This is a genomic window from Ruegeria sp. CJ3, from assembly GCF_056536725.1.
In genome coordinates, this window is the sequence record NZ_JBQFQE010000005.1 from 130,968 (window position 1) to 155,423 (window position 24,456).

The window sequence follows — 24,456 nt, forward strand, 5'->3', positions numbered from 1 at the left end:
CAATATCCGCTACATGCGGTCTGACCCAAGATGACTGGCGGATGACGACCGATGAAATTCACTCTTTCCTGGCTGAAAGATCACCTCGATACAGATGCGTCGGTTGACGAGATCGCCGAGGCGCTGACCGACCTTGGCCTTGAGGTCGAAGAGATCGCGAACCCGGCGGACAGGCTGGCGGGCTTTACGCTGGGCCATGTGAAACACGCCGAGAAACATCCCGACGCCGACAAGCTGCGGGTCTGCACGGTGGAAACCGACGAGGGCGATCTGCAGATCATCTGCGGAGCGCCCAATGCGCGCGAAGGCATCACCGTCGTGGTCTGCAAGCCGGGCATGTATATCCCCGGGCTGGATATCACCATCAATGTCGGCAAAATCCGCGGCGTCGAGAGCTTTGGCATGATGGCCTCGGAACGTGAGCTGGAGCTGTCGGACGAACATGACGGTATCATCGAGTTGCCTTCGGGCGCAGTGGGGGATCGGTTCGTGGACTGGCTGGCCGAGAACGAGCCCTCGAAGGTCGACCCGGTGATCGACATCGCCATCACCCCCAACCGCCCCGATGCGCTGGGTGTGGCCGGGGTCGCGCGCGATCTGGCCGCGCGCGGTGTGGGCACGCTGAAACAGCGCGACTATGCGCCGGTGCCGGGGGATTTCGATAGCCCAATAAAGGTCAGCATCGATGACGACACGCTGGACGGCGCGCCGCATTTCACCGGGCGTCTGATCAAGGGCGTCAAGAACGGCCCCAGCCCGCAATGGCTGCAGGATCAGTTGAAGGCGATTGGGTTGCGGCCGATTTCGGCGTTGGTGGATATCACCAACTATATGACCTTCGATCAGAACCGCCCGCTGCATGTGTTCGATGCCGATAAGGTGCAGGGCAACCTGCGAGTGCACCGCGCCAAAGGTGGTGAGAAACTGGTGGCGCTGGACGAGAAGGAATACACTCTGCAGCCCGGCATGATGGTGATTTCGGACGACAAAGGCCCGGAATCGATTGCGGGTATCATGGGCGGGGAAGAGACCGGCTGTACCGCAGAGACTGTGAACGTCTTCCTCGAAAGCGCGTTCTGGGATCACGTGCAGATTGCGCTGACGGGGCGCGCGTTGAAGATCAATTCGGACGCGCGCTATCGCTTTGAGCGCGGTGTGGACCCGGAATACACCCGCGAAGGGTTGGAACATGCGACGCAGATGATTCTGGATATCTGCGGCGGTGAGGCCTCGAACGTGGTTGAGGCGGGCAAGGCCCCGAACCATGAGCGGGCCTATAAGCTGGATGCGGCACGGGTGCAGTCTCTGGTCGGGATGGATATTCCGGAAAGCGAGCAACGCCAGACGCTGACCCGTCTGGGCTTCCGTCTGGATGGCGAGATGGCCTATGTGCCAAGTTGGCGGCCAGACGTAATGGGTGAGGCCGATTTGGTCGAAGAGGTCGCGCGGATCGCGTCCCTGACCAAGCTGCAGGGCAAACCGCTGCTGCGTGTCACGGATGGTATTCCGAAACCGGTGATGACGCCTGCGCAACGTCGTCAGTCCATGGCGCGGCGGACCTGTGCGGCGCTGGGGTATAATGAATGCGTGACCTATACGTTCATCGATCAGGCTTCGGCGGCGCTGTTTGATGGCGGTGACGACAAGACGATGCTGGAAAACCCGATCTCATCCGAGATGAGTCATATGCGCCCCGATCTGCTGCCCGGTCTGCTACAGGCTGCGGCCCGTAATCAGGCGCGCGGATATGCGGATCTGGCTTTGTTCGAGGTCGGCCCGGTGTTCCACGATGGTGAACCCGGGGATCAGCGCACCCAGATCGCGGGTCTGCTGGTGGGCCGTGATGGCCCCAAGGATGTGCATGGCGCGTCGCGGCCTGTGGATCTGTATGATGCCAAGGCCGATGCCGAGGCCGTGCTGGCCGCCATTGGTGCGCCTGCCAAGGTTCAGATCATGCGTGGCGGCGATGGCTGGTGGCATCCCGGACGGCACGGCAAGATCTGTCTGGGCCCGAAGAAAGTTCTGGGCGTGTTCGGAGAATTGCATCCGCGCATCTTGCAAGCGATGGATATCAAGGGCCCGGCGATGGCCTTCACCATTTGGCCGGATGAGGTGCCGATGCCGCGCAAGTCTGGCGCAACCCGATCCGCGCTAGAGTTGCGCGACTTGCAGGCGGTTGAGCGGGACTTTGCCTTTGTGGTTGACGCCGAAGTCGATGCGCTGACGCTGGTCAACGCTGCAGCAGGCGCTGACAAAGCACTGATCGAGGATGTCCGCGTCTTTGACGAATTCATCGGCGGCAGTCTGGGCGAGGGCAAGAAATCGCTGGCCATCACCGTGCGACTGCAGCCGTCGGACGCGACGCTGAAAGAGAAAGACATCGAAGCGGTCAGTGGCAAGATCGTCGAGAAGGTGGCGAAAGCCACCGGCGGCGTGCTGCGGGGCTGAGGGTGTTTCCGCCTCCGGCGGGAGTATTTTTGAAAAGATGAAGGGGCGGTCGCGCCCCTTTTTCATGGGAGGAGACGAAGATGTTGAAAGTTTATTTGTCCGGTGAGATTCACACGGACTGGCGCGAGCAGATCATTGCGGGGGCCGAGGGGTTGGACGTCGTATTCAGCAGCCCGGTGACCGATCACGCGGCTTCGGACGATTGCGGGGTGGCGATCTTGGGGGCGGAGCCCAACAAGTACTGGCACGATCACAAGGGTGCGATGGTCAATGCGATCCGAACCCGCAAGGGGATCACGGACGCGGATATCGTGGTTGTGCGCTTCGGCGACAAGTACAAGCAGTGGAACGCCGCCTTTGATGCCGGTTATGCGGCGGCTTTGGGCAAGTCGATCATCGTGCTGCATGGCCCCGACCATCAGCATGCGTTGAAAGAGGTCGACGCGGCCGCGCTGGCCGTGGCAGAGGACCCCGCGCAGGTGGTCGAGATTCTGCGCTATGTCCAGACGGGCGTGTTGCCCGGTTGATGCAGGGCGGGCGCGGCGTTTCAGCGCCGCAGCCCTTGTCTCGGGTCAGTCCCGCGGGGGGATGGTCAGGCCCTTTTGTACCGCCGGTCGTTCAAGGAAGCGGTCGAGATAGGCGTTCACATGCTTGTGGTCGTCCCAGCCGATCACCTCTTTGACCCCATAATAATCCAGCCCGCGCAGCCAGGGCGCGATGGCGATATCGGCAATCGAGTAGTCTCCGGCGATCCAGTCCTGACCGTCCAACTGCGTGTTCAGCACGTTCAGCAGCCGCTTGGCCTCGGCCACATAGCGTTCGCGGGGGCGGGGGTCTTCGATCTCGCTTCCGGCGAATTTGTGGAAATAGCCCAGCTGACCGAACATCGGCCCGAGCCCGCCCATCTGGAACATCAGCCATTGGGTGACGCGGTGTTTGTCCGCCTTGCTCTGCCCCAGAAGCATGCCGCTTTTCTCGGCCAGATACAGCAGGATTGCGCCGCTTTCGAACAAACCCAGCGGTTCGCCGTCAGGCCCGTTGGGGTCGATCAGCGCCGGGATCTTGTTGTTGGGGTTCAGCGACAGAAACTCGGGGCTTTTGACATCGGCATCGGCCAGCGTCACGGTATGTGCTTCGTAGGGCAGGCCGGTTTCTTCCAGCATGATCGAAGCTTTGACGCCGTTTGGAGTGGCGTAGGAATATAGTTGGATGCGGTCGGGGAATTGCGGTGGCCATTTGGCCATGATCGGGAAGGCGGCGCTGTCCAGCATGGTGGGCTCCTGAAACGGTGGTACGGCTTCAATGTGGTGACTTTGATGCGGAATGTCAGGTGTTTGACTGTGCAGGGCCGGACAGCGGCTGTTTGCTGAGGAACAGCAGGGGGAAAACTAAGGAATCCCGCACCTAGACCGACGTCGTGATTTGGCCCAAAGTCATGGGTGATCCCCGCGCCAAAGGCGCGGGTTTGCTGTTGGCGCAAAGGAGATGCGTGTGGAAGACGTCGTAACACAGGTGGGCGCATTCGCCCCGCTGATCATGAGCGCGGTCAAGGCGCTGATCGTTCTGATATTGGGCTGGATCGTCGCCGGGGCCATAAGCGGGCTGGTACGGCGGCGGATCAACGCGACGCCGCATATCGACCCCACTTTGGGAAATTTTGTTGCGAGCCTGGTGAAGTGGGTTGTACTGGCGATTGTTTTTGTCGCCGTGCTGGGCATTTTCGGGATCGAGGCGACCAGCATCGTCGCCATTCTGGGTGCGGCTTCGCTGGCGATTGGTCTGGCGCTGCAGGGGACGCTCAGCGATCTGGCCGCCGGTGTGATGCTGGTGGTGTTCCGGCCGTATAAGTTGGGCCAATACGTCGATATCGGTGGCACCGCAGGGACGGTAAAGGACCTGAACCTGTTTACCACCGAACTCGTGACGCCGGACAATGTGCAGATCATTGTTCCCAACGGTCAGTCTTGGGGGTCGGTGATCACCAACTATTCGGCCCACGATACGCGCCGGGTCGATCTGGTGTTTGGCATCGACTATGGCGACAGCGCCGACGAGGCGATGGGTATCATTCTGGATGTGGCCAAGGCCGATACTCGGATCATGGGTGATCCTGAGCCATGGGTGCGGGTGACCAATCTGGGCGACAGTTCGGTCGATCTGACGGCGCGCCTGTGGTGTGCGGCGGCGGATTACTGGGATGTGAAGTTTGAACTGACCAAAGCGATCAAAGAGGCGTTTGACGCCAAAGGCGTGTCGATCCCATATCCGCATTCTGTGGAAATCCACAAAGAGGGCTAAAGGCTCCCGCCCGCCGGGCGGGCATTGGAAATGCCCTTCTCCGGTTGGGCCCAGCGCCGCGCATTCTGCGCGGCGCCTGCGTTCTTGGTGGTCCGCGTCAAGCGAGACCGCGACGCGCCACAGGCGCGGCGCTTGGCCCAACGCTGTAAAGCGCTCGCGTCAGAGAGCGCTTTCAGGGGCGGGAGGGTTTACGACTTGATCACCACACCGGGGGCTACCACGTCGATGCCCAGAGCCTTGCCTACCGCGTAGTAGGTCAGCTGACCGGCATGGACGTTCAGACCCGCCAGCAGGTGTGGGTCGTCCTGACAGGCCTGTTTCCAGCCCTTGTCCGCCAGCGACAGCATGAACGGCATGGTCGCGTTGCCCAGCGCAATGGTTGAGGTGCGCGCGACCGCGCCCGGCATGTTGGCAACGCAATAATGCATGACACCATCGACCTCATAGATCGGATCGGCATGGGTGGTGGCCTTCGAGGTCTCGAAACAGCCGCCCTGGTCAATCGCCACATCCACCAGAACCGCGCCGGGTTTCATGGTCGACAGCTGCTCACGCGTGATCAGTTTGGGGGCGGCGGCACCGGGGATCAGTACCGCGCCGATCACCATATCGGCGTCGCGGATCAACTCGGCTGTGGCTCCGGCGGTGGAGTACTGGTTCTTGAAATGACCGCCAAATACGTCATCAAGATATCGCAGTCGCGGCAGTGAACGGTCCAGAACGGTGACGTCTGCGCCCATGCCCGCGGCAATCTTGGCCGCGTGGGTGCCAACAACACCACCACCGATCACGACCACTTTGGCCGGACCAACGCCCGGAACGCCGCCCATCAGAACGCCGCGACCGCCGTTGGCTTTTTGCAGGGTCCACGATCCGACCTGAGGCGCCAGACGGCCCGCAACCTCGGACATCGGAGCCAGCAGGGGCAGGCCGCCGTTGGAGTCCGTCACGGTCTCATAGGCAATCGCGGTGCAGCCGGATGCGATCAGATCATGGGTCTGGTCCGGGTCGGGGGCGAGGTGCAGATAGGTGAACAGCAGCTGGCCTTCGCGCAGCATCTTGCGCTCGACCGCTTGCGGTTCCTTGACCTTGACGATCATGTCAGCGGTGGCAAAGACCTCTTCCGCGGTGTCGACAATGCGGGCACCGGCGGCCAGATAGGCCTCGTTGTCAAAGCCCGAGCCCATGCCAGCTCCGGTTTCGATGATCACTTCGTGACCGCGCGCCACCGCTTCCTGCGCGGCGTTCGGGGTCATGCCGACGCGGAACTCCTGAGGTTTGATTTCCTTGGGGCAGCCGATTTTCATGAGAGAGACTCCATTCATAAACTGCCCAAATTATGGGCAGGTTGCTGTGCAATTTCTGTGAAACCCCACTTGCCAATTGTCGAAACTGTGGGAAATTATCCGAAGAACTAAGAAGTATGTGCAATGGATGTGCGCGAATGACATTGGATGCAACCGATCGAAAGATTCTGGCGGCGCTGCAACGCAAAGGACGCATGTCGAATGCGGACCTGTCGGAACAGGCGAATCTGTCCCCTTCGGCCTGCCACCGGCGGGTGCAGCGGCTTGAGGCCGAAGGGTATATCAAGGACTACGTCGCCCTGCTGGATGCGCGCAAGCTGAACGTGCCGACCACCGTGTTTGTCGAGATCACGCTGCAGGGCCAGGCCGAGGAGGTTCTGGAGGCGTTCGAGAAAGCCGTTGCTCGGATACCCGATGTGCTGGAGTGCCACCTGATGGCCGGTACGGCAGACTACATCCTGAAGGTTGTGGCCGAAAACACCGAGGATTTCGCCCGCATTCACCGGCAATACCTGTCCCGATTGCCGGGGGTGGCGCAGATGCAAAGCTCGTTCGCGCTGCGGACGGTGTTCAAGACAACCGCTCTGCCGGTCTGAGGGGGTCAGGTCGGGCCCGGATGCGGTGCCCTGCCTGCAGCATTGCGGGCCAGCCAAGTACCGCTGCAACGAAGACCATCGGCTTGTCCAGATTGACATACATGGTGAACAGGCCGCTTCCAGTCCCGGCCCGTAGTCAGGATCGGTCAGGGCCAGAGCGCGGGCAGCAGGGTCTCAGATGGGCTCGCGATATCCCCTTGGCCGAGGCTGCCCCTTGATGCAGAGGATCGGGTGGAAAAGGCAAGCGCTGGTCGCCCCGACTTTTCGGGTGCGCAAAATCCGGCATCCGCCGGTATTGCGGCAATACAGACGCTTGTAACCCGGGGCAGACCGGGCCAGACTCAGGGCTGCAGACAGGCCCGCCACGCGCCTATTCACGGATGATAGGCGGGCACCGACATCCGACGGTTACACAGCCCCGATATGACCCGTCCCGGTGGAAGATGAAGGAGCAGACCTTGGCCTACGAAAACGACCGCGCCCCCAAAGACTGGCTCGAAGCCGAGTTGGAGGACTCTCTGGACGAAGATATCGAGATCGAGTTCAGCGAACCCATGCTCTCGATGGAGGTGCGCAAGATCTATAAGGATCAGCACCCCGATATGCTGGACCGCCAGGTGTATTTCCGCAACCTGCTGCGCCTGCAGGCCGAGCTGATCAAGGTGCAGGACTGGGTGCAACACACCGGGGCAAAGGTTTGCATTCTGTTTGAAGGCCGTGACAGCGCTGGCAAGGGGGGCGTTATCAAGCGGATCACCCAGCGCCTGAACCCGCGCGTGGCCCGCGTAGTCGCGCTGCCAGCGCCCAGCCGACGCGAGCAAAGCCAGTGGTATTTCCAGCGCTACGTGCCGCACCTGCCTGCGGCCGGAGAGATCGTGTTGTTCGATCGGTCGTGGTACAACCGCGCCGGGGTTGAACGGGTGATGGGATTTGCCGACGAAGATCAGGTCGAGCAGTTCTTTCAGGACGTTCCCGAGTTCGAGCGGATGCTGGTGCGCTCTGGGATCATCCTGCTGAAATACTGGTTTTCGATCACCGACGAGGAACAGCAGCTGCGCTTCCTTATGCGCATCCATGATCCGATGAAACAGTGGAAGCTGTCGCCCATGGATCTGGAATCCCGCATCCGGTGGGAGGCTTATACCAAGGCCAAGGAAGATATGTTCTTCCGCACCAATATCTCAGAGGCCCCGTGGTACATTGTCGAGGGCAATGACAAGAAACGCGAACGTCTGAACTGTATCGAACACCTGCTGACGAAGATTCCGTATGAGGACGTGCCGCAGGAAAAGGTCGATCTGCCCGACCGGCGCTATAACCCTGAATACGAACGGCGCATTCTGCCGGATGAGCTATATGTGCCCAAGGTATATTGACCGCTGGACATGCGGTGCGGGGAAGCTTGCCCCCCGCACCTGAATTGCCGGGTTAGCCGAAGTCGTACCCGCAGTTCATGTCAAAGACGAAGACGTTGCAGAAATCGTCAGTTGCGTCTTCAACCACGGTCTCGATGGTCTCCACCGTATCTTCGACCATGTCTGTGCCGATCATCAGATCGAAATCGTCCATCTCGGGCACTGCATTGGCCTGTTGCACCGGGGTCCAGTCGAATTGGTCGAACTGGGCCTGCAGCGCGTTCACGAAGGATTCGATCTCGGCCAGGAAAGCCTGAACGTCGAAACACGGGGCCTCGGGCATGTCTCCGTCGGCGACATCTATATCCGGCGTTTCCGGTTCGGGATCTTCGACCTCGGTGACGTCGGTTTCGGGCTCTTCCACCTCTGTGACCGGGTCTTGTGTGTCGGTCACATCCGTAACGGGTGGTTCGGGTTTCTCGACGTCTGTCACATCGGTGTCCGGAACCTCGGGCTCGGGCTCTTCGACATCGGTGACAGGGGCCTCGGGCTCGGGTTCTTCAACTTCGGTCACGTCGGTATCCGGCGTCTCGTCCGAGGGTTCCTCGGTCTCTGTCACGTCGGTGTCGGGTGTTTCGTCCGAAGGCTCCTCGGTCTCGGTGACGTCCGTATCCGGAGTTTCTTCTGCCGGTTCCTCGACCTCGGTCACATCCGTGTCGGGCGTTTCATCCGCCGGGGGGATCACAACCTCGTCTTCGGGTTCCGCGACCTCATCGGTTGGTGGTGTCACCGGCGGTGTGGTGCCACCAGTATCCAGCATCACTTCGCCCTGAGTGGTGGCGAAGTTCTGGGTGACCATGACTGCGTCGAAACCCTGCATGTCGCCGGTTTCGATCCCGATCCCGATATATTTGAAATCGGGGTTCAGGATATTGGCGCGGTGGCCGGGGCTGTTCATCAGGTTTTCGTGCAGCTGCGCCACATCATCGCTGATGCCCGGCGCGCCGCGTTCAGATTGCCAGGCGATGTTTTCGCCGGTGCGCCAGCTGCCCGACAGGTCAAAGCCCGCCGCCTGCATTCGCTGGGTCGCGGATGAGCCGCCTTGGCCAGTGTGGCTAAAGCGATCAGTGTCCAGCATCCATTCGCTATGGTCTTCGGACGAATCGTTCAGCCGGGTCTCAAGTTGCAGGGGGTCAAGCCCGCGGGATGTGCGCTCTTGGTTAATCAGCGCCAGCATTTCCCGCTCGACCGTGCTTGCTGTCGACATCAGTGCCTCCGTTTTGTTGTGTCTGAGTGGACGGAACCAGATATCGGCGACCAGAGCGCGGTTGATAGGGGGACAGGTTCGATGGGCGTTTTTCGGCGAGGGAATGCAACCGAACGGCGATTCGCTGCGCTGTAAAATGCCGATCGGGCGCGAGGCGTCGAAATCGGCAGGTTGCCGCGGTGGTCAGCCAGGGAAATGAGCAGGATCGCCCACCCTGAAAACGACAAACCCCCGGGCGGGGCCTCGGGGGTCGTCAAATAGTGTCATCCAAAGCTGGACGAGCGTCAGGTGCTTAGAGCAAACCTTCGCGCTGTGCTTTCTTACGTGCCAGTTTACGGGCACGGCGGATCGCTTCAGCTTTCTCGCGCGCTTTTTTCTCGGACGGCTTCTCGAAATGTTGCTTCAGCTTCATTTCACGGAACACGCCTTCGCGCTGCAGCTTTTTCTTCAGGGCACGAAGCGCCTGATCGACGTTATTGTCGCGAACACTAACCTGCATGTGGTTGTCACCACCTTTCTAGATAGAGTTGCAAGGAAATTGCAGGAAGTGGCCGTATAGCAAAGCGCCCCTAACTTGTCTAGTACTGGTGCAAGAACCCGGAGAACCGTCATGACCGCCACCTACGAAGATACCAAAGAGCAATTGCTGAACGCGATTCTGGATCATGTGCCGTTTGACGGCTGGTCGGAAACCAGCTTTCGCGCGGCGATTTCCGATTGCGGTCTGGATGCGGCGCTGGCCCGCGCCATTTGCCCGCGCGGCGCGGTCGATCTGGCGCTTGCGTTCCACGCGCGCGGTGACACGGCGATGCTGGAGCGGATCAAATCCGAGGACCTGAGCGGGCTCAAGTTCCGCGATAAGATCGCCGCTGCCGTGCGTTTCCGTTTGCAGGCGGTCGAGGACAAAGAAGCTGTGCGCCGGGGCGTGACCCTGTTTGCCTTGCCGATCTATGCCGCTGACGGGGCCAAGGCGGTCTGGGGCACCTGCGATCTGATCTGGAACGCCTTGGGCGACAGCTCGGACGACGTGAACTGGTACACAAAACGTGCGACGTTGTCGGGGGTTTATTCTTCGACGCTGCTGTATTGGCTGGGCGATGACAGCCCGGATCACCAGAGCACATGGGAATTCCTTGATCGCCGCATCGACGGCGTGATGCAGTTCGAAAAGCTCAAGGCGCAGGTGAATGGCAACCCGTTGCTCAAACCGTTTCTGGCGGTGCCCAACTGGTTGGCGGGTCAAGTGAAGGCGCCGGTGAAGATGCCCGACAATCTGCCCGGTTCGCTGTCATCGGGGAAATAGTCGCAAGACTTCCACTTGCTGCTGGGCCTCTGCGCGACTGCCTGCTAGGCAGGAGGCAAAGGAGATATGCCCATGACCCAGACAATGCGTGCTGTTGAGATCAGCCAACCGGGCGGCCCGGACGTTCTGCAATTGACCGAACGCCCGATGCCGGAGCCGGCCGAGGGTCAGGTGGTTCTGAAAGTGGCCTACGCCGGGGTGAACCGCCCCGATGCCTTGCAGCGGGCAGGGGCTTATGACCCACCTCCGGGTGCCAGCGATCTGCCGGGGCTTGAGGCGTCGGGTGAGGTTGTGGCTATTGGTTCGGGCGTCGAGGGTCTGGCTGTGGGTGATCAGGTCTGCGCCCTGCTGCCGGGCGGAGGCTATGCCGAATACGTCGCCACACCCGCCGCGCATTGCCTGCCGGTGCCTGCCGGGATGGGGATGAAAGAGGCCGCCTGCCTGTCTGAGACCTTCTTTACCGTCTGGTCCAACGTCTTCACCCGCGGAGGCCTGAAGGCGGGCGAGCGGTTTCTGGTCCATGGTGGCTCCAGCGGTATCGGAACGACCGCGATCCAGCTGGCCAATGCCTTTGGCGCACGGGTGTTCGCTACCGCCGGATCGGCTGAGAAATGCGAAGCTTGCGTTAAGCTGGGGGCCGAGAAGGCGATTAACTATCGCGACGAGGATTTTGTGGCCGCAATGCGCGCCGAGGGTGGTGCGAACCTGATCCTTGATATGGTGGGCGGCGATTACATCCCGCGCAACATCAAGGCGCTGGCCGAGGATGGGCGGCTGGTCCAGATCGCCTTTCTGCAAGGTCCAGTGGTCGAATTGAACTTTGCCCTGATGATGGTCAAACGTCTGACCCTCACCGGCAGCACCCTGCGTCCGCAAAGCGATCTGGCGAAGGCGCGCATTGCGCAGGACCTGCGCGAAGCGGTCTGGCCGCTGCTAGAGGCCGGGAAGGTCGCGCCGGTGATGGATTCCGAGTTCGATCTGGCCGATGCCGCTGCAGCCCATGCGCGGATGGAAAGCTCGGGCCATATCGGCAAGATCGTTCTCAAGGTCGCCGGGTAAGCGGCTGCCGGGGGGTCAGGCGACCGCCCGGCGATACAGATGCCATGTGGCGTGGCCGAGGATCGGCATGACCACGATCAGCCCCAGCAGCATCGGGATCGCGCCCAGCACCAGCAGGGCCGCGACAATGGCTCCCCATGTCAGGATCACGCGCGGATTGTGCCGCAACACCCGGACCGAGGTCACAACGGCGACCGGCACACCCACCTTCTTGTCCAGCAGCAGCGGAAAGCTGACCACGCTCAGCGCCAGTGCAACCAGCGCAAAGACAAACCCCGTGGCGGTTCCGGTCAAAATCATCGTCCAGCCCGCACTGGTGCTGAACACCTCGGTCACAAACCCCATGGCCGAGGCTGGCGGTTCCGGCCCGAGGGTCTGCACATAGAGGCTCTGCGCCACCATCAGCCAGACCAGCAGCAGCATGACCAGATAGAACCCCAGTGCCAGAATGGCTCCGAATGAGGGTGAGCGGAACACGCCGAACGCGTCCAGCCAATGGGCCTCGCCGCCCTGTTCGCGCTTGCGGCTGATCTCATACAACCCGACCGCTGCAACCGGCCCGACCAGCGCAAAGCCCGCGATCAGCGGGGCCAGCAGGGGCACCATGTCCTTGTTCAGCCCGATCCCGAACATCAACAGCCCGGCGATCGGATAGATCAACACCACAAACACGGCATCCGCGCGGGTTTCCAGAAAGTCGTTATATCCCGCCCGCAGACAGGCGCGCAGGTCTTGCAGGGTCAGCGTATGCACAACCGGCATCGCTCCGGTATCGGCGCTGCCGATCTCGCTGACCGACTCTGCCACATGATCGCCGGTCGCCCGCATCTGGCGGGCGGCCCAGCTGATTGGGTTACCGATTGTCTTGTCCATCATCATCCCCCCCTTTGGCATGGATATGCTGCGGGATGCATCCGGTGCGGGCATTGCCTGTGACCGGATCAACCGGCAGCGTCCCCATCAGTATAGCACATTTTGCAGAAATCTGCCTGATCACCCTTGTGCGACCACACCCATTGCCCTGCTGCACAGGCATGTTAGCTTTGTTTCAAAGGCAAGGGAGGCAGCCATGCAGCAAACCGCTCGCACCGTCGTTATTCATGAAACCGGCGGCCCCGAGGCCCTGCGGATCGAGGATCGCCCGCTGGGTGACCCGGGACCGGGCGAGGTTCGGATTCGTCATCACGCCTGCGGGTTGAACTTTATCGATGTCTATCAGCGCAGCGGGCTCTATCCGCTGGATTTGCCGCACGCGCTGGGCATGGAAGCCGCGGGCGTGATCGAGGCCGTGGGCGAGGGTGTCACCCATCTGGTGCCCGGCCAGCGCGCCGCCTATGCTGCCGGACCACCCGGCGCGTATGCCGAGGCGCGCGTGATGCCTGCCGCGCAGGTCTGTCCGTTGCCCGAGGGGATTTCATTCCGCACGGCAGCTGCGATGATGCTCAAGGGCATGACCGTGGAATATCTGTTCCACCGCACCACTCCGCTGCGGCGGGGGGATACGGTTCTGTTTCACGCCGCGGCCGGGGGCGTCGGCCTAATAGCATGCCAATGGGCCAAATCCGAAGGCATCACCCTGATCGGTACCGCCGGGACGGACGAAAAATGCAGCCTTGCGCAGTTCAACGGCGCGGCCCATTGCATCAACTACCGGTCCGAGGATTTCGTCCAGCGTGTGGCCGACATAACCGGCGGCAAGGGCGTGGATGTGGTGATGGATTCCATCGGCGCAGATACGTTCGAGGGATCGCTGAACTGTCTGAAACCGCTGGGCATGATGATCTCGTTCGGCAATGCCTCAGGACCTGTTCCTCCCGTCGATCTGGGGATGCTGGCGCAGCGGGGGTCGCTGAAGATCACCCGGCCCACGCTGTTCACGCATATCTCAGACCACGCGGTCTGTCAGGGGATGGCGCGGCGGCTGTTCGGCAAGGTCGAGGGGCGCGAGGTCAAAATCCACGTCGATCAGCAATTCCCGCTGGATCAGGTGGCCGATGCGCATCGCGCGCTTGAGGCACGGCAAACTACCGGCAGTACAATTCTGGAACCTTGAACGGTTGAGCCCGGCAACAATGCCGGGCTCGATGATCTGATCTCAGAACCGATAGGCTGCGCGGATCTGGATTGTGGTGGCGTCCACGTCCACCCCGGTCGAGTTGAAATCGTCGAACTCATGGTACAGCAGCTCGCCACCGACGCTGATATTGGGGGCCACGATCTGCTCATAGCCTGCGCCGATGAACCAGCCATTGTCGCTGCCCAGCGTATCGGTGTCCGCCTCGGCATAGCCTGCAGTCCCATAGAGCAAACCCTGCGGGGTCACCTTGTAGCCCGCACGTGCCTTGATGCGCCAGACATTCTCGACCTCGGCAGCGCCGGACAGATCCACGCTGGACCAGTCATAGTCAAAGCCGCCACCAACGACCCAGTCGCCCAGATCGTAATCATACCCCAGGATAATACCGCCGATCGCGCCATCTCCGTCCACGCCAGAGAGGTTGGTGTCGATATCAGCATAGCCGAACTGCGCACCACCATAAAATCCGGTCCAGTTGCCCGAAGATTGCGCCATTGCTGATCCTGCCGCCAAAGTCGCGACAGTCGTTACCAGTACCAGTTTACCTGTCATCGTTTATTCCTTTCGCTCAGAGTCCGGCCGCAGCGCGTCACCGCCCGCGGCCATGTACTCACAGATACGCTCCGGCCCATGGACCGGATCATCGAACCTTGTTCTATTCCGACCTGTGTGCGCCATCCGGGCGCGGGTCCGTTGAAACCGGACGCTTGTCTAGTGGTTCAGATAGGGTTCCGAGCGGGGTCTACAAACGACAATCGGCGGCGGATACGATCCGCCGCCGATGCGCAGAATTTTGTGAGCGGATTACTGCTCTTGCAGTTCCGCAGGGGTCTTGCTGGCGATGTCTTTCCAGTTTGCATCCGCACGCTCGTTAAAGCCCGGGATGTCGCCTTCCCAGCGTTCCTGAATGTCAGCCGACAGGTTCAGGTACAGCTTGTTGTCAACGATTTTCCAGTAGTTCGGGTCGCCGTCGAACTTGAAGCCCATCGCGGTGCCGAAGGCGCAATAGCCGCCATATGCGGGCAGGTAGGCCTCGGGGTTCTCTTCGAACGCCACTTTGTTTTCTTCCGAAGCAAAGCGATACAGCGCGTCATTGTGCAGAGTGGTGATGCGATAGTCGCCTTTGGTCGCTTCGCCCACGGTGAAATAGGCAACCGGGTCATAACCCTGCAGCGCCAGACCGGTCGAGCTTGCGTTCAGTTCGACGCCAGCGGCCAGAGCCGTGCTTGCAACTGCGACAGACAGGGCGACACCGCCGATGAGGGATTTGATCTTGTTCATTGTTTTCACCTTTCGTGAATAGGCCCGCGTTCGAGCACCTTAATTTTGCTCCGGCGAACCGGATTTGTTTTCGCGACGCCGGTAATTGGCTGTCACAGGTCCACAGTTGGGAAGCGCCCCGTTCACGTTCAAAACAATCAATTGTGAATGTGTATCCGCGAAGGGCGTCTGTTCATCCCTGCACGTCCGGCCTTAACGCCAGCACAAAGGCCGCCACCTTTTCGGCGGGCATTTCGCAGGGGCGCAGCAGGGCTCCGCTGGCTTGCGTCAGATAGAGGTTGAGGCTGACATAGCCCGGCCCGCCAAGCTGGTGCGCGACCAGCTTGTGTGACTTTCCACCGGCCATGATCTGGTGCGACACCACATAGCGTCGATGATCGGTGGTGCCGGTGAACGTCCCGGTCGGCAGGTCTGCCAAAACGCCTGCGACGCGATCCGGCAGGCTCACGATTTTCCGATTTTGGGCTCGGTTCCGGCCTTGATGCGGGCCAGGTTGGCGCTGTGCCGCCAATAGACCAGCAGCGTCAGGATGATCCCCAGCACGAAGGTGCGGCCATCGGTCAGCACCATGATCCATGTGGTCGACAGCGCCGCCGCCGCCAGCGCGCCCACCGAAGAGATGCGCCAGATCGCAGCTGCCGCCAACCATGTCACGCAGCAGGCCAGCCCGACGCGCCAGTCCAGCGCCAGCCAAAGACCCAGAAACGTGGCGACACCCTTGCCGCCCTTGAACCCCAGCCAGACCGGAAAGCAATGGCCCAGAAAGGCCGCAAGGGCCGCGATCTGTGCCGCGTCCTCGCCGGCCATCGCCCGCGCCAGCAGCACTGCGACCGCGCCCTTGGCCGCATCCAGCAGCAGCGTCAGCACGGCGGCCCCCTTGTTGCCGGTCCGCAGCACATTGGTCGCGCCGATATTGCCCGATCCGATATTGCGCAGATTGCCCAGCCCCATGACGCGCGCGATGACCATGCCGAACGGGATAGACCCGATCAGGTAACCCAGCCCGGCCCACAGGATCAGCTGGGTCATGGCGCTTTCGAAAATGGGCATCAGGGTCTCCGGTATACTTCCTGACCTGCGACATAGGTCGCGGTGACCTTACCCTGCATTTTCTGCCCGTCAAACGGAGTGTTCTGCGATTTCGATTTCAGTGTGAACCGGTCCAGCACAAAAGGCACATCCGGGTCGAACAGCACCAGATCGGCGGGCGCACCTGCGGCCAGACGGCCCGACGCCAGCCCCAGCCGTTTCGCCGGGTTCAGCGCCATCGCGCGGAACAGGGTCGGCAGATCAAGCTGGCCGGCATGATACAACCTCAGCGCCGCAGGCAGCAGCGTTTCCAGCGCCACCGCGCCTGAGGCCGCCTCTTCAAACGGTAGGCGCTTGCTTTCCTCGTCCTGCGGGGTGTGCATCGAGCTGATGGTGTCGATCAGACCGGTGCGGACGGCTTCGATGACGGCCAGCCGGTCGTCCTCGGACCGCAGCGGCGGCTTGACCTTGAAGAAGGTCCGGTAATCGGCCACGTCCAGCTCGTTCAGCGTCAGATGGTGGATCGAGGTCCCGGCGGTGATGTCCAGCCCGTTGCGCTTGGCGCGCTCCAGCGCGGGCAGCGCTCGGGCGGTGGTGATCTGGTCGGCGTGATAGGCGGCCCCGGTCATTTCCAGCAGCGCGATATCGCGGTCCAGCCCCATCCGCTCGGCCATGGGCGAGACGGCGGGCAACCCATACAGCGCCGCGAACTTGCCGCTGGTGGCGGCGGCCCCGGCGCTCAGCACCGGTTCCTGCGGGTGGGCGATGACCAGCGCACCACAGGATTTGGCATAGGTCAGCGCGCGCGAGAAGACTTTGGTATTGGCGACCACATGGTCGCAATCGGTGAAGGCCACCGCGCCCGCATCCTGCAAGAAGCCGATCTCGGTCATTTCGCGTCCGTCACGGCCCTTGGTCAGCGCGGCCATCGCCAGCACATGCACCGGCGCATCGGCCTGCGCGCGGCGGGTGGCGAATTCCAGCGTTTCTGGCGTATCGACGGCGGGCAACGTGTCGGGCCGTGTCACGATTGTAGTCACACCCCCGGCCGCTGCGGCCAGACCGGCGGATTTATAGCTTTCCTTGTGCCGCTCACCGGGTTCACAGACCTTGACGCCGATATCGACAATGCCGGGGGCCAGACAATGGCCGCCGCAGTCGATGACCTGCCCGTCCGCAGCAGGCGCATCCCCCTCGCCTTTGCCCCGAATGAGGCCATCGGTAATGTGCAGCCAGCCGAGGCTATCTGAGCCGGTTTCCGGGTCGATCAGGCGGGCGTTGGTGAAGATTAGGGCAGTCATGTCTGGGCCTCTCGGGCTTGGGTCAGCGCCGCCAATGCGGCTTCCGGGTCTTGCAGGTAGTCGAATCTGAAAAACGGGTGGCGGCTGAAAACCACTGCTGAAGGCACGGTGCGGAAGTTCAGGAATCGGTTGATTTTCAACTGCTTGGATTTCAGGTCTTTGTTGATTTGCCAGGCGTTCTGCGAAGTAACGACGTAAACTCTTTGCGACCGAACGTAGCGGTCTGCCCACATTATGAACGCCAGCACGCCGGTGCAGCTAATCAGCTTCCAATAGTCCCGCACGCTGTCTGCAATCCAAGGGGCGGCCAGCCAAGCCAGAACCACAGCACCGATCAGAATCCTGTAGGACCATCCCAGATGAGGTGGGAAAAAACCGCTATGCGGTCGCCCGGACCACAGGATCTGTTCCGTCGCTGGGATGCGATCACGCCACCACTCACCGCTCATCCCATGGCCCTTTCGATGGTGGCTTTGGTGGCGGCGGGGTCGGCCTGATACTTGATCAGGTGCTTGTCTCCGCCCTTGGTGACGATCTGGACGAAACTGCCCAGCGTTTTGACGGTTTCGATCTGGTTCAGCGGCACCTTGCGCGGGCCGGGGCCGGTGAGGGTGGTGTCGGTCATCTCCCACCCCGCGGTCAGTTCTTCCGAGGCCAGATACCAGGCGCGCACAGTAATTGCGGCCAAACCCGCCGGGGCACCCGTCCCGACATAGGGGTTGCCGATCAGCCACAGCACCAGCATCGCCCCGGCCATCCCCGCCGCGGCCAGCCAGGCGTTGGTGCGGATATAGGCGCCCTTGTCGGGGGCAAAGGTCACAGGATCAGCCACAGCGCGCCTCCGACAGCGATCAGGATAAGCAGGGCGATGAGGGATGAGCCGATGCGGTGCGGTTTGTCATCAACCGGTGGGGTCTGCGGGGCCGAAAACGGTTTGGCGCTTTCGGTGTCGATTGGGGGGCCGGTCCAGCTGGTAGCCTCTTCGGTGAACAGGCCGATCAGATGCAGGCGTGGATCGGGGGACAATGTGGCCGCACGGTTGCCAAAGGCCGCGCTGCGCACTGCCATCACCCAGCCGTCAATCGCCCCCAGCCTGGCCCGGTCCAGCTGGTCTTCTGAGACGCCGCAGCCCTCGCTGAGATAACCGAACAGACCAAGATCTTCGAGGTCCGAGACGGGAAAGGTGTCGATCTGTTCAGGATCCAGACCATCAACCCCCAGAACCTGATCGGCAGCGCCGGGTTCGCGCAGGAATTTGGCCTCTTCGGGGCGCATATCCAGTGCGAACAGGCGGATCACGCCGCGTTCATGGGGGGCGACGGTCAGATCGCTCATGCGGCAACGCGCAGATTTCGGGCCAGCAGGTCCATCGCGGCCATGCGGACGGCGACACCCATCTCGACCTGTTCCTGAATGACCGAGCGGTTGATGTCATCGGCCAGCGTGCCGTCGATCTCGACCCCGCGGTTCATCGGGCCGGGATGCATGACGATGGCATCGGGCTTGGCCAGCGCCAGCTTTTCGGCATCCAGGCCGTAGCGGTGGTAATACTCCCGCTCGGACGGGATAAAGCCGCCATCCATCCGCTCTTTCTGAAGTCGCAGCATCATGACGACATCGACGTCCCTAAGGCCTTCGTTCATGTCGTCGTAAATCTCGGCCCCGAAGTCAGCGAACTGGCCGGGAACCAGTGTCGGCGGGCCGATCAGGCGGATGCGGTTTTCCATCTTGCCCAGCAGGATCAGGTTTGACCGCGCCACCCGGCTGTGGGCGACGTCGCCGCAGATGGCGATGTTGAGCCGCTGAATGCGCCCCTTGGCGCGGCGGATCGTCAGCGCGTCAAGCAGCGCCTGCGTCGGGTGCTCGTGCCGCCCGTCGCCTGCGTTCAGCACGGCGCAGTTGACTTTCTGCGCCAGCAGATCGACCGCGCCGGAATGCGGGTGGCGCACCACCAGCAGGTCGGGATGCATGGCATTCAGCGTCATGGCCGTGTCGATCAGGGTTTCCCCTTTCTTGATCGAACTGGCCTGCATGGCCATGTTCATCACATCCGCGCCCAGACGCTTGCCGGCCAGTTCGAAACTGGCCTGCGTGCGGGTCGAATTCTCGAAAAACATATTGATCTGGGTGAGCCCCGAAAGCACATCCGAGTGTTTTGTCGATTGGCGGTTCAGGTCGACATAAGTTTCGGCCAGATCCAGAATTGCGACAATATCGGATTGTGACAGATGCTCGATGCCAAGAAGGTGACGATGGGCGAAACGCATGGGCGTGCTCCTGTCTGACAGTCGCGCCGCTTATAGGAGCGTGCCCCGGCAGGGGCAACCTAAGGGGGCTGCGATATCTGGCCCTGAGGCAGTTTTTCGCACCCACCCTCGGGCAGGCAGCGCTCGCCGGGTTTGCACCAGCGGGCATTGCCGCAATCGACCGCCTTGGCGGGCACGCATCCGCGCGTTTTTGAACATTTGAAGCCAGGGCGGCATTGCGATCCGGTTTCCTCGCACAGGAACCAGCCGGGGCGCGAACATCCGCCCCCGGGCAGACAGGTCGAGCCGGGCCCACAGCGCTGACCGTCGGCGCATTGCGCGGGTGGGGTGAGATCCGGTCCCGGTCCGGTATTCGGCCTCGTGCGTTCGCATTCGCCGCGCCCGTTGCAGAAACTGTCGCCGGGACAATCGAGCCGTGAGGTGCATTTGTTTGCGCCCGCGGGCGCACAGCGCGCACCGCCTGCCACGCAGCGCTCGAACGGGCCGCAGGTGCGCCCACCGCCGCAATAGGTGTGGCCCGGAGGAATGCAGCGCCCATCAAAGCTGCAGCGCTGGCCTGCGGGGCAGCATCCGCGTCCGCATTGCAACTGACCGGGGCGGCATTGCCCGGTCCGGTCCAGACGGTTCGCCTGAACCGGGTCGCTGACAAGGGTCAGCAACAGTCCGATAGTCAGGATTCGCAAGGCCAGCAGCATGAATAACTGCATGGTTGGCCCGTTAGGGCGCTGTGGCAAGGTCTATTCGCTTTCCCTCGGTCAAAAGCTGGTTAGATTGAGGGCTATGGAATCGGGTTTGGACTATCATACCGCGCGGGCTCTGCTGGATTGGCAGATTGAGCTCGGCGTCACGGATGCGATCGGCGACGCGCCGGTCGACCGCTATGCCTTGCCCGACAAGGCACCGAAGGCGAAAAAGCCCGCAGCCGCGCAGGTGACGCCAGAGGCACCGCAGAAGGTCGATCCGGCAGAGGTGGCTCAGCACGCGGCAAAAGCAGCCGGGTCGCTGGCGGAATTGCGTGCGGCGATGGGCGCGTTTGGCCTGTGCGATCTGAAACGGGGCGCAAAGCAGCTTGTGTTTGCCGACGGCACCCCCGGCGCGCGCGTCATGATCATCGGCGAGGCTCCGGGCCGCGACGAAGACCGCGAGGGTAAGCCCTTTGTTGGACGCGCCGGGCAGTTGCTGGACCGGATGCTGGCCGCGATTGATCTGGACCGGCACAAGAACGTCTATATCACCAACGTATTGCCATGGCGGCCGCCGCAGAACCGGGACCCCAAGCCGGAAGAGATCGGCATGATGAAGCCGTTTCTGGAACGCCATGTGGCGCTGGCCAAGCCCGAGGTTCTGGTGGTGATGGGCAATATCAGTTGTCAGGCGGTGCTGGGCAAACGCGGCATCACCCGTCTGCGCGGCAACTGGGATCAGGCGCTGGGCCTGCCGGTGATCCCGATGTTTCACCCCGCCTACCTGCTGCGGCAACCGCAGATGAAGCGGCAGGCCTGGGCCGATCTGCTGGAACTGAAAGCGCGGCTGGGGGCCGGGGCATGAGGGTTCTGGCCTTCTCTGACCTGCATCTGGCGCGCAACCGGGCCACTGATCTGGTGGCCGCAAGCGCGCAGGCCGATCTGGTCATCGGGGCGGGGGATTTCTGCAATGGGCGGCAGGGGTTGGACGAGGCGATGGGGATGCTGTCGGGCATTGCCGCGCCCATGGTTCTGGTCCCGGGAAATGCCGAAAGCGCCGAGGAACTGACCGCCGCCGCACCTGACGGGGCGCATGTTCTGCACGGGACAGGCATGACTCTGGGCGGTTTGCGCCTGTTTGGTCTGGGCTACGGTGTGCCGGTGACGCCCTTTGGTGACTGGTCCTGCGACCTGACCGAGGCTGAGGCCGCCGAGCTGCTGGATCGTTGCGAGGCTGCTGATGTCCTGATCGTGCATTCTCCGCCCAAGGGGCATGGAGATACAACGTCGCAGGGCGTGTCCGTGGGGTCGGTTGCGGTGCGGGATGCGGTGGAACGGCTTCAGCCGGGCCATGTCTTTTGCGGCCATATCCATGACAGCTGGGGCTATCGCGGTACCATCGGGCGCAGCCAGATCGCTAATCTCGGCCCCAAAGTGCATTGGTTCGAGGTGGACACATGATTGAAACGGTCACCCTTCTGGCCTTTATCCCCGCCGCGATGGCGCTGAATTTCACGCCGGGTGCGGATATGATGTTCTGCTTCGGGCAAGGCCTGCGATCCGGTGCCCGCCCCGCGCTGATGGCCAGCGCGGGCGTCTCGGTCGGCCTGATGGTGCATGTTCTGCTGGCAGGGCTGGGGCTGGGCGCGCTGGTGTCGGCGCTGCCATGGCTATTTGATGTGATCCGCTGGATGGGCGTCGCCTATCTGCTCTATCTCGCATGGGGGGCGATCCGGAACGGAGCGGTTTCGGGCGATGCCCCCTCCAAACCCACCCATTTCGCCTTTCGCGACGGGATGATCGTGAACCTGACCAATCCCAAGGTGATCCTGTTCGTGCTGGCCTTCATCCCGCAGTTTGTCGATCCCGCGCAGGGCTCGGTTCTGGCGCAATTCCTGATCTTCGGTGTGATCATCGCGCTAGGCGGTTTTGTAGTGAATGGGCTGGTGGGATTGTTTGCAGGCGGGGCCGGGCGGTTGCTGATTTCAAACCCGCGCGCCTCGCGCATCATGGGCTGGGTGACCGGAGGGATTTTTGCCGCCCTCGCCATCCGCCTTGCCATTATGGAAAGGGCTTGACGCCATATGTCACGCATTGATGAAAGCATGGAGTTCATCCACGTCCGCATCGCGGTTCTGACCGTGTCGGATACGCGCTCGCTGGCCGAGGACCGCTCGGGCCAGACGCTGGTGGACCGGATCGAAAAGGCGGGACACTCGGTGGCGGACCGTAAGATCATTCAGGACGAGCGCGACCAGATCGCCGACCAGCTACGCGCTTGGGTGGCCGATCCAGACATTGACGTTGTTATCTCGACCGGCGGTACTGGTCTTACGGGCCGCGATGTATCGGTTGAAGCACACCGGGACGTCTATGAGAAAGAAATCGAGGCCTTTGGCACCGTCTTCACCATCGTCTCGATGGAAAAGATCGGCACCTCTGCCGTCCAGTCCCGCGCCACGGGCGGTGTGGCAGGCGGCACTTATCTGTTTGCGCTGCCGGGCAGTCCGGGGGCCTGCAAGGACGCCTGGGACGCGATTCTGGAAAAACAGTTCGATTATCGCCACCGCCCGTGCAATTTCGTGGAAATAATGCCCAGATTGGACGAACATCTGCGACGGAAGTAGACTGGGTCTGCGTTCAACACATCATAACCGCTTTGTGGCTTGGCATTTTTAGTGGCCCGGCTACCTTTGCGGAAGGCAGCTTGTGCGACCAAAGGTGACGACCGATGCGATTTCTGCGGCAAAGCCTTGTTGGGGTGTTTCTGGCGTTTCTGACGCTGGGCCTTCTGGTCGTGGCCGCTCAGATGATCTCGGGCGCGGTGCAGGATGTGCTGACACGGGACGACAAACCCCCTCAGGCCCGAGAGCGGATTTTCGCGGTTAGCGTCCGCACCGCCGAGGCGGAAACTGTCACACCCTATCTGGAAGCGTTCGGTCAGGTGCAAAGCCGCCGCCGTCTTGAACTGCGCGCAGCGCTGGGCGGGCGCGTCGTATCGCTGGCCGAGGATTTTGAAGATGGCGGCACCGTGACTGCAGGTGAGCTGCTGGTGGAACTGGACCCCGCCGATATGCAATCGGCGCTGGACCGCGCCAAATCCGACCTGCTGGATGCTCAATTCGAAGAACGCGATGCCGAACGCTCATTGCTGCTGGCGCAGGATGAGTTGAAATCGGCCGAGGCGCAGGCCGAGCTGCGCGACCGGGCGCTGCAGCGGCAGCTCGATTTGCAGGAACGCGGCGTCGGTGCGGCGGCCAGTGTGGAAGAGGCCGAACTGGCCGCCACATCGGCCCATCAGGCCATCGTGGCGCGCAGGATCGCGCTGGCGCAGGCCGAATCGCGCGTGGATCAGGCCACCACCCTGCTGGCCCGCGCCCGCATCGCGCTGGACGGGGCCGAGCGCGATCTGGAAGACATGACGATCCATGCCCGTTTTGACGGCACCCTGACCGAGGTCACGCTGGTCGAGGGCCGATTGGTTGCCGCGAATGAGAAGCTGGCCGAACTGGTCGACCCCAACGCGCTAGAGGTCGCGTTCCGCGTCTCGACCGCGCAATTCGTGCGGTTGCTGGACGCGCAGGGTGATCTGATCGCGGCCCCTGTCACTGTGTCGCTTGAGGTTACGGGCACCGACCTGACCGCCTCGGGCCGGATCAGCCGCGACAGCGGCGCAGCGGGCGAAGGGCAGACCGGGCGTCTGATCTATGCCCGCCTTGACGATGCACCAGCGTTCAAACCCGGCGATTTCGTCACTGTTTCGATTGAAGAACAGCCGCTGGACAATGTGGTGCGCCTGCCATCCTCGGTTCTGGATGCGGCGGGCAGTGTGCTGGTGCTGGGCCCTGATGATCGGCTGGAGCCGCTGGCCGTGCAACTGATCCGCCGTCAGGGCGATGAGGTGTTGCTGCGCGGTGACGGTCTGGAAGGCCGCGAAGTTGTGATCGGGCGCACGCCGCTGCTGGGCTCGGGTGTTCGGGTCCGGCCCTTGCGGGTCGAAGCCAGCGCCGAAGCTGCAGACATGGTCGAGCTCTCGGACGAAAAGCGTGCCCAGCTTGTGGCGCAGGTCGAAGCCAGCGAACGTATGCCCAAGGCGCAGAAGGCCAAGGTTCTGGGCCAGCTTGGCGCCGAGAAAGTGCCCGCAGCACTGGTGCGCCGCCTTGAAAACCGAGCCGGGGGTTAAGC

The 24,456-nt window shown here is 62.1% G+C and carries 28 protein-coding genes; 13 read left to right on the plus strand and 15 right to left on the minus strand.

Going from position 1 to position 24,456, the window contains the following annotated elements; genetic code table 11:
* Window positions 1-51 precede the first annotated feature (51 nt).
* Both pheT and ACR0J1_RS10945 read left to right on the plus strand, forming a co-directional pair.
* Window positions 52-2,448, plus strand: coding sequence for a phenylalanine--tRNA ligase subunit beta (gene pheT / locus ACR0J1_RS10940; RefSeq protein WP_480732861.1), 2,397 nt, complete (start codon window positions 52-54; stop codon window positions 2,446-2,448).
* Between the two features lie 80 nt (window positions 2,449-2,528).
* A complete protein-coding gene (locus ACR0J1_RS10945; RefSeq protein ID WP_480732862.1) occupies window positions 2,529-2,975 on the plus strand; it encodes a YtoQ family protein in 447 nt (148 codons plus the stop codon).
* Between the two features lie 45 nt (window positions 2,976-3,020).
* On the opposite strand, the gene ACR0J1_RS10950 is transcribed toward ACR0J1_RS10945, so the two are convergent.
* The gene (locus ACR0J1_RS10950) at window positions 3,021-3,719 is read right to left on the minus strand and encodes a glutathione S-transferase family protein (RefSeq protein WP_480732863.1); all 699 of its coding nucleotides are present in this window, start codon (window positions 3,717-3,719) and stop codon (window positions 3,021-3,023) included.
* Window positions 3,720-3,939: 220 nt separating this feature from the next.
* Between ACR0J1_RS10950 and ACR0J1_RS10955 the strand changes: the two genes are divergently transcribed.
* Window positions 3,940-4,746 (plus strand): mechanosensitive ion channel family protein, encoded by an 807-nt coding sequence (locus ACR0J1_RS10955; RefSeq protein ID WP_480732864.1) that lies wholly within the window; start codon window positions 3,940-3,942, stop codon window positions 4,744-4,746.
* A 188-nt stretch (window positions 4,747-4,934) separates the two neighbouring features.
* Here the strand turns inward: ACR0J1_RS10955 and ald are convergent, their stop codons facing one another.
* Complete coding sequence (ald, locus tag ACR0J1_RS10960; protein WP_480732865.1) at window positions 4,935-6,053, minus strand: alanine dehydrogenase; 1,119 nt, start codon at window positions 6,051-6,053, stop codon at window positions 4,935-4,937.
* Window positions 6,054-6,190: 137 nt separating this feature from the next.
* Between ald and ACR0J1_RS10965 the strand changes: the two genes are divergently transcribed.
* Both ACR0J1_RS10965 and ppk2 read left to right on the plus strand, forming a co-directional pair.
* Complete coding sequence (locus ACR0J1_RS10965; protein WP_480531788.1) at window positions 6,191-6,649, plus strand: Lrp/AsnC family transcriptional regulator; 459 nt, start codon at window positions 6,191-6,193, stop codon at window positions 6,647-6,649.
* A gap of 443 nt (window positions 6,650-7,092) precedes the next feature.
* Window positions 7,093-8,025: a polyphosphate kinase 2 gene (ppk2, locus tag ACR0J1_RS10970; protein ID WP_480732866.1), complete on the plus strand. Its 933-nt coding sequence runs from the start codon at window positions 7,093-7,095 to the stop codon at window positions 8,023-8,025.
* 52 nt (window positions 8,026-8,077) lie between these two features.
* Here ppk2 and ACR0J1_RS10975 read toward each other — a convergent pair whose 3' ends face one another.
* Both ACR0J1_RS10975 and rpsU read right to left on the minus strand, forming a co-directional pair.
* The gene (locus tag ACR0J1_RS10975; RefSeq protein WP_480732867.1) at window positions 8,078-9,271 is read right to left on the minus strand and encodes a CAP domain-containing protein; all 1,194 of its coding nucleotides are present in this window, start codon (window positions 9,269-9,271) and stop codon (window positions 8,078-8,080) included.
* 292 nt (window positions 9,272-9,563) lie between these two features.
* Entirely contained in the window at window positions 9,564-9,770 is a 207-nt protein-coding gene (gene rpsU, locus ACR0J1_RS10980) for a 30S ribosomal protein S21 (protein ID WP_005614280.1), read from the minus strand.
* Between the two features lie 111 nt (window positions 9,771-9,881).
* On the opposite strand from rpsU, the gene ACR0J1_RS10985 reads away from it, so the two are divergent.
* Both ACR0J1_RS10985 and ACR0J1_RS10990 read left to right on the plus strand, forming a co-directional pair.
* The gene (locus ACR0J1_RS10985; protein ID WP_480732868.1) at window positions 9,882-10,574 is read left to right on the plus strand and encodes a COQ9 family protein; all 693 of its coding nucleotides are present in this window, start codon (window positions 9,882-9,884) and stop codon (window positions 10,572-10,574) included.
* A gap of 72 nt (window positions 10,575-10,646) precedes the next feature.
* The gene (locus ACR0J1_RS10990; protein WP_480732869.1) at window positions 10,647-11,633 is read left to right on the plus strand and encodes an NAD(P)H-quinone oxidoreductase; all 987 of its coding nucleotides are present in this window, start codon (window positions 10,647-10,649) and stop codon (window positions 11,631-11,633) included.
* 15 nt (window positions 11,634-11,648) lie between these two features.
* Here ACR0J1_RS10990 and ACR0J1_RS10995 read toward each other — a convergent pair whose 3' ends face one another.
* Window positions 11,649-12,506, minus strand: coding sequence for a DUF2189 domain-containing protein (locus ACR0J1_RS10995; protein WP_480733046.1), 858 nt, complete (start codon window positions 12,504-12,506; stop codon window positions 11,649-11,651).
* 196 nt (window positions 12,507-12,702) lie between these two features.
* Here ACR0J1_RS10995 and ACR0J1_RS11000 point away from each other — a divergent pair, with 196 nt between their 5' ends.
* Window positions 12,703-13,686 carry a quinone oxidoreductase family protein gene (locus ACR0J1_RS11000; RefSeq protein ID WP_480732870.1) on the plus strand — a complete coding sequence of 328 codons (984 nt, stop codon included), beginning with the start codon at window positions 12,703-12,705 and terminating at the stop codon, window positions 13,684-13,686.
* Between the two features lie 42 nt (window positions 13,687-13,728).
* Here the strand turns inward: ACR0J1_RS11000 and ACR0J1_RS11005 are convergent, their stop codons facing one another.
* The 10 genes from ACR0J1_RS11005 to ACR0J1_RS11050 form a co-directional block, all read right to left on the minus strand.
* On the minus strand, window positions 13,729-14,262 hold the full coding sequence (locus ACR0J1_RS11005) for an outer membrane protein (protein WP_480732871.1): 534 nt from the start codon (window positions 14,260-14,262) through the stop codon (window positions 13,729-13,731).
* A gap of 252 nt (window positions 14,263-14,514) precedes the next feature.
* A complete protein-coding gene (locus ACR0J1_RS11010) occupies window positions 14,515-14,991 on the minus strand; it encodes a YHS domain-containing (seleno)protein (RefSeq protein WP_480732872.1) in 477 nt (158 codons plus the stop codon).
* 172 nt (window positions 14,992-15,163) lie between these two features.
* Entirely contained in the window at window positions 15,164-15,439 is a 276-nt protein-coding gene (locus tag ACR0J1_RS11015) for a hypothetical protein (RefSeq protein WP_480732873.1), read from the minus strand.
* Window positions 15,436-16,041 (minus strand): glycerol-3-phosphate 1-O-acyltransferase PlsY, encoded by a 606-nt coding sequence (gene plsY / locus ACR0J1_RS11020; protein ID WP_480732874.1) that lies wholly within the window; start codon window positions 16,039-16,041, stop codon window positions 15,436-15,438. Before plsY ends, ACR0J1_RS11015 begins: the two co-directional genes overlap by 4 nt.
* Complete coding sequence (pyrC, locus tag ACR0J1_RS11025) at window positions 16,041-17,321, minus strand: dihydroorotase (protein WP_480732875.1); 1,281 nt, start codon at window positions 17,319-17,321, stop codon at window positions 16,041-16,043. The genes plsY and pyrC overlap by 1 nt, the downstream gene beginning before the upstream one ends.
* Entirely contained in the window at window positions 17,318-17,770 is a 453-nt protein-coding gene (locus ACR0J1_RS11030) for a hypothetical protein (RefSeq protein ID WP_480732876.1), read from the minus strand. Before ACR0J1_RS11030 ends, pyrC begins: the two co-directional genes overlap by 4 nt.
* A complete protein-coding gene (locus ACR0J1_RS11035) occupies window positions 17,767-18,153 on the minus strand; it encodes a hypothetical protein (RefSeq protein WP_480732877.1) in 387 nt (128 codons plus the stop codon). Before ACR0J1_RS11035 ends, ACR0J1_RS11030 begins: the two co-directional genes overlap by 4 nt.
* Entirely contained in the window at window positions 18,138-18,656 is a 519-nt protein-coding gene (locus ACR0J1_RS11040) for a hypothetical protein (RefSeq protein ID WP_480732878.1), read from the minus strand. The genes ACR0J1_RS11035 and ACR0J1_RS11040 overlap by 16 nt, the downstream gene beginning before the upstream one ends.
* Window positions 18,653-19,588, minus strand: a complete 936-nt coding sequence (locus ACR0J1_RS11045) for an aspartate carbamoyltransferase catalytic subunit (RefSeq protein WP_480732879.1) — start codon at window positions 19,586-19,588, stop codon at window positions 18,653-18,655. The genes ACR0J1_RS11040 and ACR0J1_RS11045 overlap by 4 nt, the downstream gene beginning before the upstream one ends.
* A 59-nt stretch (window positions 19,589-19,647) precedes the next feature.
* Entirely contained in the window at window positions 19,648-20,295 is a 648-nt protein-coding gene (locus ACR0J1_RS11050) for a scavenger receptor class F, member 2 (protein ID WP_480732880.1), read from the minus strand.
* A gap of 73 nt (window positions 20,296-20,368) precedes the next feature.
* Here ACR0J1_RS11050 and ACR0J1_RS11055 point away from each other — a divergent pair, with 73 nt between their 5' ends.
* The 5 genes from ACR0J1_RS11055 (at window position 20,369) to ACR0J1_RS11075 (ending at window position 24,454) form a co-directional block, all read left to right on the plus strand.
* Window positions 20,369-21,136, plus strand: coding sequence for a uracil-DNA glycosylase (locus tag ACR0J1_RS11055; protein ID WP_480732881.1), 768 nt, complete (start codon window positions 20,369-20,371; stop codon window positions 21,134-21,136).
* On the plus strand, window positions 21,133-21,732 hold the full coding sequence (locus ACR0J1_RS11060) for a metallophosphoesterase family protein (protein WP_480732882.1): 600 nt from the start codon (window positions 21,133-21,135) through the stop codon (window positions 21,730-21,732). Before ACR0J1_RS11055 ends, ACR0J1_RS11060 begins: the two co-directional genes overlap by 4 nt.
* Window positions 21,729-22,349, plus strand: coding sequence for a LysE family translocator (locus ACR0J1_RS11065; protein ID WP_480732883.1), 621 nt, complete (start codon window positions 21,729-21,731; stop codon window positions 22,347-22,349). The genes ACR0J1_RS11060 and ACR0J1_RS11065 overlap by 4 nt, the downstream gene beginning before the upstream one ends.
* Window positions 22,350-22,355: 6 nt before the next feature.
* Window positions 22,356-22,898 (plus strand): molybdenum cofactor biosynthesis protein B, encoded by a 543-nt coding sequence (gene moaB, locus ACR0J1_RS11070; RefSeq protein ID WP_480732884.1) that lies wholly within the window; start codon window positions 22,356-22,358, stop codon window positions 22,896-22,898.
* Between the two features lie 104 nt (window positions 22,899-23,002).
* Window positions 23,003-24,454: an efflux RND transporter periplasmic adaptor subunit gene (locus ACR0J1_RS11075; RefSeq protein ID WP_480732885.1), complete on the plus strand. Its 1,452-nt coding sequence runs from the start codon at window positions 23,003-23,005 to the stop codon at window positions 24,452-24,454.
* Window positions 24,455-24,456: the final 2 nt, after the last annotated feature.